This window comes from Kribbella sp. NPDC004138 (assembly GCF_053603655.1).
The window spans coordinates 46,728-63,765 of record NZ_JBSGFZ010000029.1 but is presented as its reverse complement, the minus strand read 5'-3'; the positions used below and the strand labels follow the sequence as shown (position 1 = coordinate 63,765).

Annotated in this window: 15 protein-coding genes; 7 read left to right on the top strand and 8 right to left on the bottom strand. The window is 69.2% G+C overall.

The features are described 5' to 3' along the window. The first annotated feature begins 31 nt into the window (after window positions 1-31). The 3 genes from ACWEOO_RS34235 to ACWEOO_RS34225 are packed head-to-tail and all read left to right on the top strand — an operon-like array spanning window position 32 to window position 3,011. Complete coding sequence (locus tag ACWEOO_RS34235; RefSeq protein WP_359924600.1) at window positions 32-688, top strand: response regulator transcription factor; 657 nt, start codon at window positions 32-34, stop codon at window positions 686-688. Further along, window positions 685-2,061, top strand: a complete 1,377-nt coding sequence (locus ACWEOO_RS34230) for a sensor histidine kinase (protein ID WP_452146559.1) — start codon at window positions 685-687, stop codon at window positions 2,059-2,061. The genes ACWEOO_RS34235 and ACWEOO_RS34230 overlap by 4 nt, the downstream gene beginning before the upstream one ends. Next, on the top strand, window positions 2,058-3,011 hold the full coding sequence (locus ACWEOO_RS34225; RefSeq protein WP_452146558.1) for a TAXI family TRAP transporter solute-binding subunit: 954 nt from the start codon (window positions 2,058-2,060) through the stop codon (window positions 3,009-3,011). Before ACWEOO_RS34230 ends, ACWEOO_RS34225 begins: the two co-directional genes overlap by 4 nt. Here the strand turns inward: ACWEOO_RS34225 and nadB are convergent. From nadB to nadC, 3 genes are all read right to left on the bottom strand, one after another. Next, window positions 2,940-4,499, bottom strand: a complete 1,560-nt coding sequence (gene nadB, locus ACWEOO_RS34220; RefSeq protein ID WP_452146557.1) for an L-aspartate oxidase — start codon at window positions 4,497-4,499, stop codon at window positions 2,940-2,942. The genes ACWEOO_RS34225 and nadB overlap by 72 nt on opposite strands. Next, window positions 4,496-5,464 (bottom strand): quinolinate synthase NadA, encoded by a 969-nt coding sequence (nadA, locus tag ACWEOO_RS34215; protein WP_452146556.1) that lies wholly within the window; start codon window positions 5,462-5,464, stop codon window positions 4,496-4,498. The genes nadB and nadA overlap by 4 nt, the downstream gene beginning before the upstream one ends. Before the next feature lie 64 nt (window positions 5,465-5,528). Further along, a complete protein-coding gene (nadC, locus tag ACWEOO_RS34210; protein ID WP_452146555.1) occupies window positions 5,529-6,389 on the bottom strand; it encodes a carboxylating nicotinate-nucleotide diphosphorylase in 861 nt (286 codons plus the stop codon). 67 nt (window positions 6,390-6,456) lie between these two features. Here nadC and ACWEOO_RS34205 point away from each other — a divergent pair, with 67 nt between their 5' ends. Further along, window positions 6,457-7,161, top strand: a complete 705-nt coding sequence (locus ACWEOO_RS34205; protein ID WP_452146554.1) for an NUDIX hydrolase — start codon at window positions 6,457-6,459, stop codon at window positions 7,159-7,161. A 69-nt stretch (window positions 7,162-7,230) separates the two neighbouring features. Here ACWEOO_RS34205 and ACWEOO_RS34200 read toward each other — a convergent pair whose 3' ends face one another. Continuing rightward, entirely contained in the window at window positions 7,231-10,989 is a 3,759-nt protein-coding gene (locus tag ACWEOO_RS34200) for a S8 family serine peptidase (RefSeq protein WP_452146553.1), read from the bottom strand. 63 nt (window positions 10,990-11,052) lie between these two features. Between ACWEOO_RS34200 and ACWEOO_RS34195 the strand changes: the two genes are divergently transcribed. Continuing rightward, window positions 11,053-12,417 carry a sensor histidine kinase gene (locus ACWEOO_RS34195; protein WP_452146552.1) on the top strand — a complete coding sequence of 455 codons (1,365 nt, stop codon included), beginning with the start codon at window positions 11,053-11,055 and terminating at the stop codon, window positions 12,415-12,417. Continuing rightward, on the top strand, window positions 12,392-13,045 hold the full coding sequence (locus tag ACWEOO_RS34190; RefSeq protein ID WP_452146551.1) for a response regulator: 654 nt from the start codon (window positions 12,392-12,394) through the stop codon (window positions 13,043-13,045). The genes ACWEOO_RS34195 and ACWEOO_RS34190 overlap by 26 nt, the downstream gene beginning before the upstream one ends. A gap of 5 nt (window positions 13,046-13,050) precedes the next feature. On the opposite strand, the gene ACWEOO_RS34185 is transcribed toward ACWEOO_RS34190, so the two are convergent. Together ACWEOO_RS34185 and ACWEOO_RS34180 are read right to left on the bottom strand one after the other, a co-directional pair. After that, complete coding sequence (locus ACWEOO_RS34185; RefSeq protein WP_452146550.1) at window positions 13,051-13,524, bottom strand: hypothetical protein; 474 nt, start codon at window positions 13,522-13,524, stop codon at window positions 13,051-13,053. Window positions 13,525-13,619: 95 nt separating this feature from the next. Then, a complete protein-coding gene (locus ACWEOO_RS34180) occupies window positions 13,620-14,474 on the bottom strand; it encodes a phosphotransferase family protein (protein WP_452146549.1) in 855 nt (284 codons plus the stop codon). Window positions 14,475-14,525: 51 nt separating this feature from the next. Between ACWEOO_RS34180 and ACWEOO_RS34175 the strand changes: the two genes are divergently transcribed. Then, entirely contained in the window at window positions 14,526-14,912 is a 387-nt protein-coding gene (locus ACWEOO_RS34175; protein WP_452146548.1) for a hypothetical protein, read from the top strand. A 66-nt stretch (window positions 14,913-14,978) separates the two neighbouring features. Here the strand turns inward: ACWEOO_RS34175 and ACWEOO_RS34170 are convergent, their stop codons facing one another. Both ACWEOO_RS34170 and ACWEOO_RS34165 read right to left on the bottom strand, forming a co-directional pair. Beyond that, window positions 14,979-15,647 (bottom strand): lysoplasmalogenase, encoded by a 669-nt coding sequence (locus tag ACWEOO_RS34170; protein WP_452146547.1) that lies wholly within the window; start codon window positions 15,645-15,647, stop codon window positions 14,979-14,981. A 201-nt stretch (window positions 15,648-15,848) separates the two neighbouring features. After that, window positions 15,849-16,988, bottom strand: coding sequence for a LacI family DNA-binding transcriptional regulator (locus ACWEOO_RS34165; protein WP_452146546.1), 1,140 nt, complete (start codon window positions 16,986-16,988; stop codon window positions 15,849-15,851). Between the last annotated feature and the right edge of the window lie 50 nt (window positions 16,989-17,038).

Below are 17,038 nucleotides of genomic sequence, written 5' to 3'. Positions count from 1 at the left end.
GCAGTGCGGCCGTTGTCACGACATTGACGTCGTGCGCATACTGATCGCCGAGGACGACGACAGCGTCGGTGAGGCGCTGGTCGACGTCCTCGGCGCGCATGGTCACCAACCGGATCGGGTCTCCAGAGGCGCCGACGTGCTGCTTCGGCACAGCTCGGCCGATGTGGTGTTGCTGGACCTCGGCCTGCCCGACGGAGACGGGCTGGACGTGCTGCGAAAGCTGCGCCAGGTCAGCGAGGTGCCGCTGGTGGTCGTCACCGCGCGCGGTGACGAGCGGTCGGTGGTGCGCGGCCTGCGGCTCGGGGCGGACGACTATCTGGTGAAGCCTGTGCGGTTGGGCGAGCTGCTGGCCCGGATCGACGTAGTGGTCACCCGTCGCGCCCGGAGCTCACTGCCGGCTGGCGTGGTCGAGGTGGGCGACGTCGTGATCGACCTGACCGCTCGACGCGTCAGGGTCGGCGAGCGGGAGATCGCGCTCACTCCGAAGGAGTTCGACCTGCTCGGGGCGCTGGCGCGCCGAGTTGGCGCCGCGGTGAGCCGCGAGGTGATCCTCGACGAGCTGTGGGGCGACGCCTTCCTGGCGAGCTCGCGGGCGCTCGACGTCCATCTTGCCCAGCTACGCGTCAAACTCGGCAGTCCAGGTCTGATCACCACCATCCGCGGGTTCGGATACCGGCTCGGCGCATGAGAACGCGAGTTCTGATCGTGCTGACGATCTTCTCCCTCGTCGCAGTGGCCGGGTTGGTGCTGCCGCTCCTCGCGACCACCTCTCAGGCTCGCACGCAGGCGCTGTTGCTCAGCCGCGTCGCAACGCTTGACCGGCTCGCTGCACTGGCCAGAGAGGTGCGGGACGCCGGCGACCTGGCCACCGTGCAAGCGGAGGCGTCCCGGATCACCGAGGTGTACGGCGAAGACCTGCTGCTGGTGGGCCCGAGCGGACACCCTCTGATGTCCACCGGCTCACTGGATCTCAATGATCCGGGTGTGCGAGAGACCCTGGCCTCCGCGTCGCGGAACCTCGCGCAGACGACCCTCGACCCGGTGCGGCCGTGGAGCGAGCGACGGCATCTGCTGGCCCGTCCCGTCGGCACTCCCCATGAGTTGGCCGGCGCAGTCGTGCTGCGCGTCGACGCCGGCCGGGCGATCTCCGGCGTCCGTCGCGACTGGGCGCTGATCGTGACCGGGGCGATCGCTGCCGAGCTGCTCCTCCTCGAGTTGGCGATTCTCCTCACCCGCTGGGTGGTCCGTCCGGTCCGCCGGCTCGAGGAAGCGGTCGTCGGCCTTGCCGAGACGCCGACGACGGGCCCGGCTGTGATGCTGTCCGGCCCGCCCGAGCTACGCCATCTGACCCGATCGTTTGCGGACATGGCGGCCACGGTCACGCGATCCCTGGAGATGCAGCGCCGGATGGTGGCCGATTCGTCGCACCAGCTGCGGAACCCGCTGGCGGCCGTCCGCCTCCGGCTCGACGCCCTGGCCTCGGAGCTCCGCGATCCGTCCAGCCCGCGGTTCGCAGGCATCCAACAGGACCTCGATCGGCTCGAAGCGCTGCTCAACGATCTGCTCAGGCTTGCCGAGGCCGAGAGCCGGCGCCCGGATGCCGTGGCCGGTCAGTCGGTGGTGTCCGAGGTGCTGCCCGGTGAAGTGGGAGCATGGCGGCTGCTCGCTGCCGAGAACGGTGTCGACCTGGCAGCCGAGCTCGCCGCTGTACCGCCTGTGGCGGTCAGCGAAACCGACCTGCGACAGATCGTCGGCGCCCTCGTCGACAATGCGATCAAGTACGCCGGCCACGGAGCGCGGGTGACCGTCCGGATCGAGAAGTCCGGCGCGGATGGCGTCCGGCTGAGTGTCGTCGACGACGGGCCAGGGCTTCCCCAGGAGCAACGCGAGTTGGCATTGCAGCGGTTCTGGCGCGCCGATCAGCACCAGTCGCCGGGAGGCAGCGGCCTCGGCCTGGCGATCGTCGACCAGTTGGTGAGCGCCGCCGGCGGGACGCTCACGATCGAGGCGGTGACGCCACACGGCCTGGCGGTTCACGTCGACCTGCGGACGGCGACATGAGCGACGAAGCAGGCACTGGGCAGCACATGCTGCGCTTGTCCCGGCGGGTTCTGCTGGCTGCCGGACTGGCGTCGCTCGTCGGTGGTTGCAGCTCTGACCACCCCATCGTGGACCGGCTGGTCGTGGCCGGCGGTGAGCGCGGCGGGTTCTACCTGGAGTTCGCACAACTCCTCGCCACCCAGCTGACGGCTGCGAAGGTCGCCCGGGCCGTCGAGGTGCGGTCGACCGAGGGCAGCCTGCGGAACCTCGAGCTCCTGCGTCTCAAACAAGCAGACTTGGCAATCTGCCTCGCCGATGCCACGGCGCAGTCTCGCGAGGTTGTCGCTCTCGGCAGGGTGTACGAGAACTATTTGCAGTGCGTGGTCCGCGCGGCCGGACCCGTCCGCAAATTGCCTGACCTGGTCGGCAAGCCGATTTCTGCCGGGCCACCAGGCGCCGGTGCCGCGCTGACCACGAACCGGCTCCTGATCGCGGCGGGCATGAACGCCGAGCGTGCCCCCGCGGTCGCCAACCTCCATCTGTCGGACGCCGCCGACGCGCTTGCCGCCGGACGGATCGACGCGATGTTCTGGTCCGGCGGGGTACCGACCCGGCGGCTGTCGGATCTTTCCGCTCAGGTGCCGATCCGCCTGCTGCCGCTCGATCGCTGGCTGTCCACGCTGCGCACGGCGTACGGCGTGGTCTACCAGCGGGCGCAGATCCCGGCCGGCACCTACAGCGGTGCCGAACAGGTCAGCACGATCGGCGTACCGAACCTGCTGATCTGCCGGCCCGAGGTGCCCCGTGCGGTCGCGTCGAAGATCGTCGACGTGCTCGTCAGGCATGCGGCAGGGCTCGTGCCGGCCGCTGCGGTCGGCGCGCACTACCTTGATCCGAACTCACTCATCGGTACCAGCCCGTTGAAGCTCCACCCGGGGGCGGCCGAGCGCTACCGCAGCCTCCACGGCTGAGATCAGCGTGGTCGGGCGGCCTTCGTGGTCGAGGCGTACGACGATGTGCTCGTCCCACCGTTCGTCGGCGTGCGGATGGTCGGAACGCCAGTGACAGCCGCGGCTGTCCTGGCGGGCGGTCGCCGCGACGACGACAGCCCGCGCCACCGTCGCGAGCGGTCCGGTGCCCATGGCGTCGAGCTCGTCCGCGGCGGCGTTCAGACCGGCTCCGTCGCGACGGATGCCGGCGTACCTGCTGAGAATCGCGCGGATCCGCTCCGGGTGCCGATCCTCGCCGAGCAGGAGTTCACGGGCGCGGCCGACGTCCTTGGCGGGGAGGTCGAGGGTCAGAGCCGTTGCGACGCGTCGTCCGAAGACGAGTCCTTCCAGCAGGCTGTTCGAGGCGAGCCGGTTGGCCCCATGGACGCCGGTCGCGGCGACCTCGCCGACCGCGTACAGGCCGGGTACGTCGGTTGCGCCGTTCCGATCGGTCCGAACGCCGCCGCACAGGAAGTGTTCGGCCGGCGCGACCGGTATCTGCTCGGTCAGCAGGTCGACGCCGATGCGTGCGCACGAGGCCAGTACGGTCGGGAACCGCCTCCGCAGGACGTCGGGCGCGACAGCCGTCGCATCCAGCCAGACATGGTCCGATCCGTCGCGGCGCATCGTCGCCTCGATCGCCCGAGCGACGACGTCTCGCGGCGCCAGGTCGGCTCGCGGATGCCGTCCGGCCATGATCCGGCGGCCGTGGACGTCGCGCAGTACGGCGCCCTCACCTCGGACAGCCTCGGTGACCAGGGGCAACTGACCGCTGGTCTCACCGGTGTGGAGCGCGGTCGGGTGGAACTGGACGAACTCCATGTCCACCAGCGACGCGCCGGCTCGCAGCGCCAAGGCGATCCCGTCACCGCGCACCGTCGCGGGATTGGTGCTGGCCAGGTACGCGTTGCCGATACCGCCGGTGGCCAGTACGACGGCGCGCGCCTCGATCTGCTGGACCTCGGTGCCCGTCTCGACGAGCACGCCGACCACGCTTCCGTACTCCGACTGGAGCAGACCGGCGGTACGCCCGGTCACCGTCTGGACGCTGCTTCGCTGCAGGGCATTGAGGAGCGCGCGATGAACCTCGGCGCCGGTGGCGTCACCGCCTGCGTGCACGATCCGGGGACGGCTGTGGCCGCCCTCCAGGGTCCTCGACAGCGAGCCGTCGCTGTTGCGGTCGAAGCGGGCCCCCTGGGCGATGAGTTCGGCAAGACGCTGCGGTCCCTCCTCGACCAGCGCACGGACGTTGCGGGGATCGCAGAATCCCGCGCCCGCGACCTCGGTGTCGTACAAGTGGTCGAGCGGATCGTCCGCGCCGTACGCGGCCGAGATGCCACCCTGCGCCCAGGGTGTGCTGCCGTCGCCGGCGCTGAGCAGGAGTACTTCGCGGGTCGCCGCGAGGCCGAGTGCGGTTGACAGGCCCGCCACGCCGGAGCCGATGACGACGACATCGGCCACGCGCTTCATCGAGCGCCCGCAGGCTTGCCGATGGCAACCATCCGCTCGACCGAGCGCCGGGCCCGCTCGACGACCTCAGGCGGTAGCTGGATCTCGTCGCGTCCCTCCCGCAGGCACCGCACCAGCAGCTCCGGGGTGATCATCTTCATGAAGCGGCACGAGGCCTTCGGGTTCACCGGCAGGAACGTCGTCCGCTGGTTGACCTTGCGCAGCTGATGGAGCATGCCGATCTCGGTCGCGACCAGAGCCGTCTTGGCGGTCAGGCCGCGAGCGGTGTCCAGCATGCCGGCGGTGGAGAGGATGTGGGTCCGCTCGGCCGGAAGATCACCGACGCCGGCGAGCCAGACGGCCGACGACGCGCAGCCGCACTCGGGGTGTACGAGGACCTCGGCCGCGGGATCGGCGGCTACCTGAGCGCGCAGGTCGGCCGCGCTGATCCCGGCGTGCACATGACACTCGCCCATCCACACCTCGATGTTGTCCCGGCCGGTCTGTCGCCGGACGTGCGCGCCGAGGAACTGATCGGGCAGGAACAGGATCGGCCGGTCCGCCGGAATCGAGTTCACCACCTCGACCGCGTTGGACGACGTACAGCAGACGTCCGCCTCGGCCTTCACCGCAGCGCTGGTGTTGACATAGGCGACAACAACGGCGTCGGGGTGCTCGGCCTTCCAGGCCCGGAGCTGGTCGGCGTCGATGGTGTCCGCCAGCGAGCAGCCCGCCTGGGCCGTCGGGATCAGCACGGTCTTGTCCGGGCTGAGGAGTTTGGCGGTTTCGGCCATGAAATGCACGCCGCAGAACACGATCGTGGACGCATCGGTACTGGCCGCGATGCGCGACAGTGCGAGTGAGTCGCCGACGTGGTCCGCCACGTCCTGGATCGCCGGTTCCTGGTAGTTGTGGGCGAGGATCACCGCATCCCGCTCCTGGGCGAGGCGCCGTACCTCTTCCTGCCAGCTGATTGCCGTGGTCACAACAGGTCCTTCTTCCGGGAGGTTTTCGATTGGTAAGCGATAACTGGGCATGACGATGCCTGGTTCATCCGTCGTTGCCGGCCACCAGCAGACTGATGTCGAGTGCGGTAGGGGAGTGGGTCAGGGCGCCGACCGAGATGGCATCGACGCCGGTGGCGGCGACATCCGCAATGGTGTCCAAGGTGATGTTGCCGGAGGCCTCGAGCCGGGTGGGAGATCCGGAGGTGTTGCGCCACTCGACGATCAGGGCCATCTGCTCGATCGTCATGTTGTCCAGCAGGATCCACTCGACCCGGCAGTCCAGCGCTTCGCGGGCCTCATCGGCAGTGGTGACCTCGACCTCGATGGCCATGCCGTTGTCCTCGGCGGCCATGCCGTCCCGGACCCGGCGAACGGCCGGGAGGACGCCGCCGGCCGCGGCGAGATGGTTCTCCTTCAGCAGCACCATGGCGGACAGGTCGAGCCGGTGGTTGGTCCCGCCGCCGCAACTCACGGCGTACTTGTCCATGGCCCGGAGGCCGGGTGCTGTCTTTCGGGTGTCGAGGAGCGCGACCGGACGCGCTCCGATCGCGGCCACGAAGGCCGACGTGAGGGTTGCGATGCCCGACATCCGCTGGGCGAAGTTCAGCGCGACCCGCTCGCCGGTGATGATCGACCGCGCCGCGCCGCTGATCCACGCCAGCGGCTGCCCCGGGACGACGGGATCACCGTCGGCAACAGCCGTCCGCACCTTCACGGTGGGATCGACTGCGGCATACACCTCCTGTACGGCGGTCAGACCGGCCACGCGACCGGCCTGCTTGGCGATCATCGTCGCCTCGGCCTCCAGCGTCTCCGGGACGCTCCACCGGGTGGTGACATCGTCTGCCGCCTGGTCCTCGGCCAATGCCGTCAGCACCGCGCTCCGGACCGTCTGCGTTTCCATCTGTTGCACCCTCCCTGATGTTTTCGCTTCACAGGCGATAACTAACTGGCACGCTACCATCGGCCTCGTGCCCACAGCCAAGAAAGGTGATCCGGTTAACTTCCGCAGTTATCCGCACGAGGTGCTCGCTGTGGTCCTGTCCGTTCGCGAGGGCAGGCTGTGCGTGCTGCTGTGGAAACGCGCACAGAGCCCGTACCGCGGCCGCTGGGCGCTTCCCGGCGGCGGAGTCGAGCCCACGGAGCGGCTCCGGGAGGCCATCACCGGGCACCTTGCGACGAAGGTCGACGTGCGCGACGTCGCGCACCTCGAACAGCTGGCCACACACAGCGCGATCGATCGTGATCCGCGGGCCCGCGTCCTGGCGACGGCGTATCTGGGCCTGGTTCCGTCCGACGTACAGCCGATGCTTCCGTCCGACACGCAGTGGCACCCCGTGGACGAGCTGCCGCGGACCGCGTTCGATCATCACTACTTCATCGAGGCCGCGGTCGCGCGGCTACGCGCGAAACTGTCGTACACGAACATCGGTTTCGCGCTGGCTCCGCTGGAGTTCACCATCGCGGAGCTCCGTGATCTGTTCGGCGCCGCACTCGGCTACGAGCTCGGCGCCACCAACCTCACCCGCGTCCTGACCCGCAGACACGTGATCGACCCCACCGACCGCCGAGCCAGCCCCGGCCAGAGCGGCGGCCGTCCGGCGACCGTCTACAAGTTCGCGGCCCGCGAACTGACCGTCACCGACCCGTTCGCAGTACTCCGCCCACCCCGCTGACACCGTGGCGTTCTCGCGGACCGTTTGAGAAAGTGCGGGCGACCGGCGTCCGCCGGCCGCCCGCCCGCATTATCTGAGCCCGAAGGCCCGGACGATGGTCTGGCTGATGCCGCCGCCGTTGCGCTGCTTAGCCGTGACCCGCAGCGACACCTGCCCGGCCTGCGGTGGCGCCTGCAGCCGCGTCTGCCAGCTGCCCTTGCTCTCCTTCAGTTGCAGCCGTTGCCACGTCGCCCCGTCGTCGTACGAGACCTCCAGCCCGACCGAGACCACCGCGTCCTGCCGGGCGCTGCTGCCCAGCACCACCGGCTTGACGGCGAGGACCGAGTTCCGCTTCGCCCGCCCTGCCGCGTCGACGTCCACGCCGTAGTCGAGCTGGGCCAGCGGCAGCGGCTGGTTCTCCGCCTCCCCGGACGTGAAGGTCCACTCGGTGTGCGTGCTCGTCGAGTACGGCGTCAGCTCGGCGTTCCCGACGGTGTCGGCCACCAACCGGTACGGCCGCTTCTCCGGCGCCAGGTCGCCCACGCCGAAGTCCGGCCGCGGGCCGTTCCCGACCAACTTCTCCTCACCCTGGTACAGCGCGAAGCTGCGCGTCATCAGCGAGTCGCCGCTGTGCGCGGACCCGCCGTCACCGAACCCGGCGATCATGCCGCCCATCGCGTTGCCGACCCGGTGCGGGAGCTCGAACTCGAGCATCCGCGGCCGCACGATCGGACCGAACCAGCGCTGGCTCTGCACGCTGCCCGGCTGGTAGCTCGTGATGTCGGTGAACGTCGCCCAGCCGTTGATCGAGGCGTACTGCTGCCACTTCGCGCCCGCCGACACCCAGTCCGTCCGGTGCCCGACCGCGGGCTTCGCCGGGAACCGCGGTACCCGGATCGACCCGTAGACGGCGTACGGGAAGGAGGCCGGAAAGTACTCGTACGCCGGGCTGTCCTCGCGGCTCTCCAGGACCTGCTGCCCGTTCGGGGGAGCGAAGTCGTTCTCGATCCGGGCGAGGCTGCCGGGGTCCGTGGCCGCGGACGGGTCGTCCGGCACCTTGCCCTGGTGGTAGTCGACCAGGTCGTACAGGTACGACGGCACCGGGTTGGCCGCGACGGTCAACTCGGTCCGGCGTGTGGTGAGCTTCTTGATCAGCGCCTCGCCGTCGTCGAGGGTGAGCGACGCCGTCGGGATCGGGCCGAGGGTCCGGCCGTCGGCTCCGCCGTACCAGTCGTTGTAGCGGCCGATCCCGTCGTTGACCACGAGCAGCATGGCCGCGCCGGCGGCGTGCGCCGCGGCGACCCGGTCCGCGGGCGGTACGTCGATGCTGTTGCGGACGACGACCGCCTTGCCGCGCGCGGCCAGACCGGCGTACTCGGCGGGCGTGCCGGTGCCGGCGAAGACGGCCGTGACGCGCGTCGTAGCAGCGCGGAACGCGGGGGAGCCGGGCTGAACGAGCAGTGAGTCGTCGAGGCTGCGGCCGTCGTAGCTGATCGTCAGCGGCGTCTGTTCGGCCCGGAACCGGGTGGTCAGCACGAAGCTGCCAGTGCGGACCTTGTTCTCCGTCGGCAGCGCCCAGAAGCTGTCGTAGTCCGGCGGCGGCATGAAGATCTCGTGCAGCGCGGCCCTGTCGTCTGGGGTCGGTTGCGCCGAGGTGAAGGACCTGAAGAGGTCGAACCGGCTCGTGGTGACGGTCGTCGGCTTGGGCGTGTCGACCTTGATCGGACGGCTGCGCGACGCGTCGAGGACCACGGTCCGGTCCGCGGTCAGGTCGACCTCGGGGGCGGTCAGGAAGGCCAGGCCGAGCGAGTGCGGGCCGTTGCTGCCGGGCACGTCCAGGGTCGAGACGATCGTGTACGAGCCGGGCGCCCAGCGGCTGGTCAGCTTGCCGTCCGCTGCCCACAGCACGGTGGATTTCCCGTCCGCGCCGGTGACCTCGACCTCACCGCTGACCGGCTTGCCGGCCTGGTCCTTCAGCTGGACGTTCAGGTTGTACTTTTTCGGCTCGACGGCCAGCCCGACGGCCGTGTGCACGGTGCCGGTCGAGGAGGTCGCGATGACCTGGGCGGAGTACTGGCCTGGAGCCAGGCCGTTCGGGTCCGCCGTGACACCGACCGCGGCGGTGCCCTTCGCCGGCACTGTCACCTGGGTCGCTGCGAGGCGGAAGATCCCGGCGCGGTCGGTGGACAGCTGCAGCGTGAGCGGCTTGTCCGTGGTGTTGCGGTAGCTGATCTGCCGCTCGACCGGCGTCAGGCCCGGCTTCGGCGACCATGGGACGAGCCCGGCGTCGACCGAGCCGCTGGCGAGGAGCTGACCGTGCAGCGAGGCCGCCGCAACGTCGACGCGCCCGGTCCCCGCCTGGTACGGCGTGTACGCGGGCGTCAGCTTGCTGGTGCTCATCAGCGCGTCCTTGAGCTGCTGCCCGCTCCAGTCCGGGTGCTGCGCGGCGAGCAGGACGGCCGCGCCGGCGACGTGCGGAGCCGCCATCGACGTACCGCTGTCCGTCCGGTAGTACCCCTCGCCTCCGTCGTTCGTGTACTGCGACCGCGCGGCCAGCACGTCGACGCCGGGTGCGGTCAGGTCGGGCTTGAGGCCGTCGTCCATCAGCCGCGGGCCGACGCTGGAGAAGTCGGCCAGCTGGTCCGAACCGTCCACCGCGCCGACGGTCAGGGCGGCGTCCGCCGTACCCGGTGAGCTGACGCTGTACGGGCTGCTCCCCGAGTTCCCCGCGGCGATCACGAACAGGGCACCGGTCTCGGCGCTCAGCTCGTTCACGGCCTGACTCAGCGGATCGTCCTGGGTGTGCCAGGCCGGCGTCCCCAGGCTCATGTTGATCACCTTGGCGTGCTCGGTCCGCGCCGCCCACTCCATCCCGGCGATGATCCCGGAGATCGGGCCGGAGCCGCTGTCGCCGAGCACCTTGCCCACGATGAGGTCGGCGTCCGGTGCGACGCCACGTTCCTTGCCGTCCGAGGCCGCGCCGGTGCCGGCGACGGTCGACGCGGTGTGCGTGCCGTGACCGTTGCGGTCGACGACGTCCTCACCGGCCACGAAGCTCTTGGTCGCCACGATCCGCGGTGCCAGGTCCGGGTGCCCCAGGTCCACACCGGAGTCCAGCACCGCGACCCGCACGCCCGTGCCGGTCACTCCCGCCGCCCACGCCGCGGGCGCGCCGATCTGTGTGGTGGTGTCCGCGAGCATCGCCCGCGCCTTGCTGTCGAGCCAGACCTTGCCGATTCCCGCCGCGAACGAGGGCGCCGAGGCGCTGCTCGCCTTCGCCCGCAGGCTGCTCTGCCCGGTCAGCGCCGACCAGAGCGCGGCCGCTTCCGCCTTCGCGGCCTTGACGGCCACGCCGTCGACCGACGGCAGGTCGAGCGTGGTGGTCGTGCCCGGCAGCGCCGAGCGGCGCGCGGACTTGGCGGCCACGCCGGGCGAGCCGGTGACGACCAGCGGGAGATCCTTGCTCCTGGCGTTGTCGTACCCCTGGGCCACCAGCTCGCTGACGTTGAACAGCTGCTTGTCGAGCTGTCCGGTTGCCAGGTACGGCATCGCGGCGCCGGGGTAGACGAACGTGTCGCCGTTCTCGACGCTGACCCGTACGGGTCCCGTCGAGCGTGGAGCGCGTTCGACGGCCTGCACCGACACAGCGCGGCCGGGACCGGGCGCGACCGTGACCTTGTCACCGGTGATGAGCGTCAGGTCGAGAGGTGTCTTCCCTGCCGCGGCCGCGACGCCGGCGGTGGGGAGCGGTGGGGGAGGTTCGGCGCCGGCCGTCGTCGGAGTGGCAAGACCGACGACCAGGAGAAACGCGGCGCCCGGCACGAGCAGCCGACGGGCGGAAGTACGCATGGTGTCCTCTCGGTGGTCTGGAGTGACGGAATCTGATCAGCACCGCGGACAGATGTAAACGAATTGCCCGTTCTCGCCACCAACGCCGGGATTTGGCAAGAATGGGCACGCAGCCAGGTCTGCTGTAACGGGCGTTCCTTCCACAGAAGCCAGCGTGCCGACGCGAAGCCGAGCCGCATTCGTCCTGCCATTGTTGACAGCATAGGTTGTGTAGCTACATGTAGGGCGGCTATTCTCGGCTGGGTGGAGCGACGGATGATCCTGCGGGCGGGCCATGTCTCGCCGCGGGGTGTGGATGTGATGCTCCTGGTTGCGGTGGCCGGGTCGGTTTCGGTGGCGGTCGCGGCGGATCAGGCCAGTTCGCGGCCGGTCGATCCGCTGCCCTATCTGTGGGCCGCGGGCCTGGGCGCGTTGATGATGCTGCGCAGGCAGACGCCGGCCCTGGTGCTGGCCATGACTGCGATCGGCTTCTTCACCTACTACGCCGCCGGCTTCCCCGCGATCGGCGTCGCAGTGCCGATCGCTGCTGCCTTGTACTCCGCCGCCGAAGCTCGCCGCACGCTTGCGGCCGTAGTGACCGGAGCCGTCGCGTTGCTGGCCTCGACCTGTTACCGGCTCGCGAGCGGACAGTCGATCGCGTTCGTGCTCGGGTACGAGTTGGTGTCGCACGCCGCCCTGATTGCGGCGGTCATCGCCTTGGGAGACGGTGTGCGGGCTCGCCGCGAGCTCGCGGAACGCGGCCGCACTGTCGCCGAACTGACAGCGCGCGAGAGCACCCTGCAGGCTGAAGCCAACGCTCGCAGACAGCGGTTGGGGCTTGCTCGTGATCTGCACGATTCCCTCGGGCACGCGCTCTCGGTCGCCGCGTTGTTTCTGGGCGCCGCGAGGGACAAGTACGGCGTTACCTCCGTCTCCGGAGAGGATCCGCTGAATCGAGCGCGAACTGCTGTGATCGAGGCGATGGCTCACCTTCGGTCGACGGTCTCGTTGCTCAGATCACCGGGAGATCAGCCGTCGGTACCCACATTGGACGACCTTCCGGCCGTTCTTCAGAGCCCGAGGCTGGCCGGCGTCGACGTCGACGTACGGATGGACCATGGACTGCGAGCCGATCCGGAGGTTCAGCATGTCGTGTATCGGCTGGTGCAGGAGGCGGTCACGAATTCGCTCAAGCACTCGGACGCCTCGTCTATTTGCGTCGACATCGGTGCCGACGGCCACGGAAACCTCACTGTCGACGTGATCGACGACGGCACGTCGTGGTCCTGGTCGGCCGCCGTTCCGCCGTACGGCAACGGCCTGGAAGGAATGCGGGAACGGGTCCACGCCGTATCCGGTGTGCTCGAGATCAGCGTCGACAACGGCTGGCGGGTCAGCGCGAGCCTTCCGGCAGGGGGTTCGGATGATTCGCGTACTGCTGGTCGATGACCAGGCGCTGGTGCGAGTAGGCCTGCGCGCACTGATCGACCGCGGCGACACCATGCGAGTTGTCGGCGAAGCCTGCGACGGCCGGCAAGCCCTGGACTTGGGGCGGCAACTCCGCCCGGACGTCTACCTCATGGACCTGAGGATGCCGGTGATGTCAGGCATCGAGGCGATTCTCGCCATCCGTGCGGACCCCGCGCTCGCGTGCACCCCAGTGCTGGTCCTGACCACGTTCGACGACCACGACGAGGTGATCGAAGCGGTGCGGGTCGGCGCGACAGGCTATCTGCTCAAGGATGTCGAGCCTGAGGACCTGCGACAGGCGATCCGCGTCGCCGCTCGAGGCGACGCGGTACTGGCGCCTGCGATCGCACATCAGTTGATGCAACGATTGGCTCGGTCGGCCGGTCCGGTGAAGCCTGACCCGAGGGTCGAAGCCTTGACCGACCGCGAACGCGAGGTCCTGACCGCGATCGGCCGCGGCTGCTCGAACGAGGAGATCGGCCGCGCGCTGTTCATCAGCCCGGAAACCGCCCGTACCTATGTTAGCCGCCTTCTGACCAAGCTTCAATCCCGCGACCGCGCTCAGCTGATCGTGCTCGCGCACCGCTGCGGGCTCGTGAACGGCTGAGCCGGCTACCCGCGATCGGCGGACCGTCGGCGAAGAGCCTGTACGAGTACGGCTACGAGGCCGCATACCAACCCGGTTCCCGCGCCGGTGAACAAACTGCTGATGCTCGCCGCCGCGCGGAGCACGATCTCCTCGGCTCCCGGTGACAGGGTTCCCTCCAGGTTGCCGCCGAGACTCGGGCCTGCGCCGTCGAACGCCTCGTTCCAGGCCATATTGTGCCCGAGCGCGAGGATGACGCCGTAGCACGTGCCGATGACGAGCAGCGTCAACAACGGCGATCGTGCGCGCGAATGCAGCGTGGCCGCGATCCAGATGGCACCAGGAACAAAGACGAGCAGACCTGCAACCGCTGTGTTCGGGATCAGGTCGAGGTCGTGCAGCACGACGCGGGGCGCCGCAAGTAAGGACAGCGCGGCGAGCTGCCACAAGGGGCGGCCCAGTTTGGCTGCCGTCCGCGGATCCGATGCGAGGTTGATCATGACCTGACCGTAGAAGTGCCGCCGCGCCGACGAATCCGCGCAGGAGCGACAGTCTCGACGCTGTATCGCGACACTTGCGTCGCCTCCTGCGGACGTCAGTCCGAGGCGAACAGCTCGCCCAGGGCGGCCAGCGACTTGTCGCGGTAGGTCTCGCGCCCGGGCTCCTGCCCGAACTGAAGATCCTCGAGCAGGGAACAGCGCGCGTAGAACCAGGCACGGCCCCGGAGATCGACGCCGGCCGGGTACCGTTCGAGGGCGGCCTCGAACCCGGTGGTGCCAAGGTCGCGCAGGATCAGACCGAGGTCGCGGGCCGGGTCACAGATGGCAGCGTCGGACCAGTCGATGATGCCGGAGACCGAACCGGTGCTCTCGGCAACGAGTACGTGCTCGATGCCGAGGTCGTTGTGGGAGAAGACCAGCGTCTGTGCGGGGTCAGGCAGTGGCGCGCGCAAGAAGTCCTCGATGCCGCGGCGCTGGCCGGGCGCCAGCCGTTCTGCGACGTCTGCGTACAGCTCCGCCGCTTCGTCACGCCAGTTGGTCAACGGTTCGTCGTCGATGTCTGCGACGACCGTCCAGAGGTCTGGATCGGACGCGTGCAGGGCGGAGAGGAACCCTCCGAGCTCTGCGCCGACAGCTGCAGCCCAGGCCGACCGGCGGTCCGGTGGAAGGTCGATGAATGGCGTACCCGGGAGCTTTCGATAGGCGATGCAGCCGTGCTCGGGCAGGACGAAGACCGGTTCCGGCGCAGGGAGCGTGCTCACCTCGCCGAGCAGATCGAGCAGCGCCGCCTCTCGCCGTACCGCACCAGGCTCCCGGGCGATCCGAACCACCAGCTCGCTGTTCACCTCGTAGGCGACGTTGTCCAGTCCCGCGCCGAGCGGCACGACACGTCGGACGTGGTAGCCGGGCAGCCCGATCGCCACCAGTTCGCGAACCTGAGAATCGGTCATGCCTGGACATGCTAATGGCGTATATGTAGCCAGGCAACCTATGATGGCGTGATGGATCTTGCCGAGCACGCGGCGTGGGTTCTCGCCGCGGCCTTCACACTCTCGTTGGCCTACGAGCTGTACAGGGCCGCAGTGAAAACCGGGACGTCACGGCACGACTCCTGGCGAGCCTTCGGGCGCACCAACCTCACGCTGTACGCCGCTGCCGCACTGACGATCGGCGCGTTGTTCGCCGACTTCCGGTGGGCGCCGTTGGCCGGATTGGTCTTCTCGGTCGCGGTGACCGCGGTGTCGATCCTGTACTACAACCCGATCATCCTGCCGGCGCGAAAACCGGCACGCATCGACTGGTTCGAAACTCTCGTGTTCACCAGCCTGGTCTTCCTGGCCGCGACCCTGCTCGCCCACAAGGTGCTCGGTCTCAGCCTTCGCACTTGAACTCGAACCCTGTTGGACCTCCACTCCAGGACGCCGCAGGCTCAACCGTCCCGGGTGGAGGCACTGTCAGGTGCCCTGCGACTGGGACGGGGAAACCTGGTTCTGTGGCATCGAAGGTGGGGTGCTGGACGCGTGGGTGACGATGCCGGCGGCGAGTTGGTACTGGGCGACGGTGTAGGTCAGGCCGACCAGGGGAGCGCGGGTCGGGAAGTCGTGCCCGGCCAGGCGGGTTCCGATCAGGGCGTCGGAGACGAGGAAGAGAGCCCCGCCGACACCTGCGCGGCGGCCGTACCAGCTGGACGTCACCGCGGTCGCCGTGAGCATCAGCGAGTAGGCGGCGACGGGTGCTCGCAGCCGACCTAGGCCGGGCCAGAGGAGCATCACGATGCCGGTGCTGAGTCCGCCGTACACGGCGACGGACTGCCACGATGAGTGGTTGCGGCCCCGCAGGAAGAGCGTGACGTAGCAGGCGTGTCCGGCGCCGTACATTGCCATGCCCGGCAGGAGCAGATTCTGGTCGAGGAGAGTGTCGCCGGCGGCGGAGGCGAGGAGCGCAGCGACCAGCAGGCGTGGGCAACCGCTCGCGCGGCACCAGGTTGCCAACGTTGGCATCAGAGCGGCCTTGGTGACGGTACGCAGTCCCTGGTGATCCAGCAGATGACCTAGTCCATGTGCGAGGGCGCAGCCCCAGTAGGCGGTTGCCCAGCGCTTGGTCCTGGAGAGTTGCCTGGTCATGTCACCCGCTGCCGAACGGACTCGATCGTGTTCTGCTGGCCTAATGATCTCTCGTCGCCCACGAGATCAGTAGGGCAGCGGTCGCCCTGACGGCGTGCGGAGGTCGAGGGTGTTGGCAATTTTCCGCATAAGGGTCGGCGGGGTGATCGGCGAGCTGGGCGTGGCCGACTGCCCAGGACGAACCGACGTGGTCGTCCGAGATCAGGCGCTCTCGCTGCCGACGGCGCGTAGGTACCCCGAGCCGGAGTCGTGGGTGTGGATGGATGTCGACAGCGTGATCTGCCGCGGCGGCAGCGAGGCGGAGGTTCCGTCGATCCTGCCGGACAGCAGGCGCATGGATTCGACGCCGAGCTCGTGGGACGGCAGGTGCGCCGACACTGTCGTGAGCGGCAGGAGGTCGAAGGGCCCGGCGTCGTCCATGCCGGCCAGCGCGATGTCGGTCGGCACATCCTTGCCAAGAGCAACGAGATCCTTGGCGGCGGCCGCGACCACGTACCCGTTGGCGCAGAGTACGGCGGTGGGTGGCTCGTCGCCCTCGAGCACCGGCTTCAGCATGGCGAGGCGCTGCTCCTGGGGCAACTGCTGGTACGGGCGCAGCGAGGTGAACTCTGGCCGCACGGTCAGCCCGCTGTCGCGGAGAGCCTGGACGTGACCGGTGAGGCGGTCGCGGACGCTGGTCACGTCGGTCTCGCTCCAGAGGGTCAGGATGCGTTCGTGACCCGCGGCGACGAGGTGCTGGGTGAGCTGGTAGCCGATGCTGAAGTTGTCCACGATGACGGCGTCCGTGGGCAGCTCAGGCCGGTAACGGTCGACGAGGACCATCGGGATCTCGTGCCGCTTTACCTCGGTGAGCAGATCGGTGTTGTGGTGCCCTTCGACCGGGTAGAGCACGATGCCGGCGACACCTGAATCGAGCGCCTCGCGCAGGGCCTGCGCCTCGCGCTGCGGCGACGCCGCGACGTCCTGACGAGCGGTGTCGGACAGGTACATCCGGTACCCCAGCTCCGCGCAGACGGACTCGACGCCGCTGACCACGTTCGACACGTGGGCCGCGTTGAGCCCGTGGACGATGCAGGCGATCGAGTTCCCAGAAGTGGAGCGGATCTGCCGCGCCGCCGGCTCGGCGACGAACGTGCCTCGGCCCTGCCTGCGGATGAGGAGACCTTCGGCCACGAGGTCGTTGAGCGCCTTCACCGCGGTCGTCGTGCTGACGCCGTACCGCTCGCACAGCTCGCGCTGGGTGACGAACGGGCTGCCGGGCTCGTACTCGCCGCGGCCGATCGCGGCCCGCAGTTCGGCCTTGATCCGTTCGTACAGGGGCGCGCCGCCCTCACCGGCCATCGGGACACCTCATGTCGTACTCCTCGGGCAGTTGACGTGACAAACCCTAA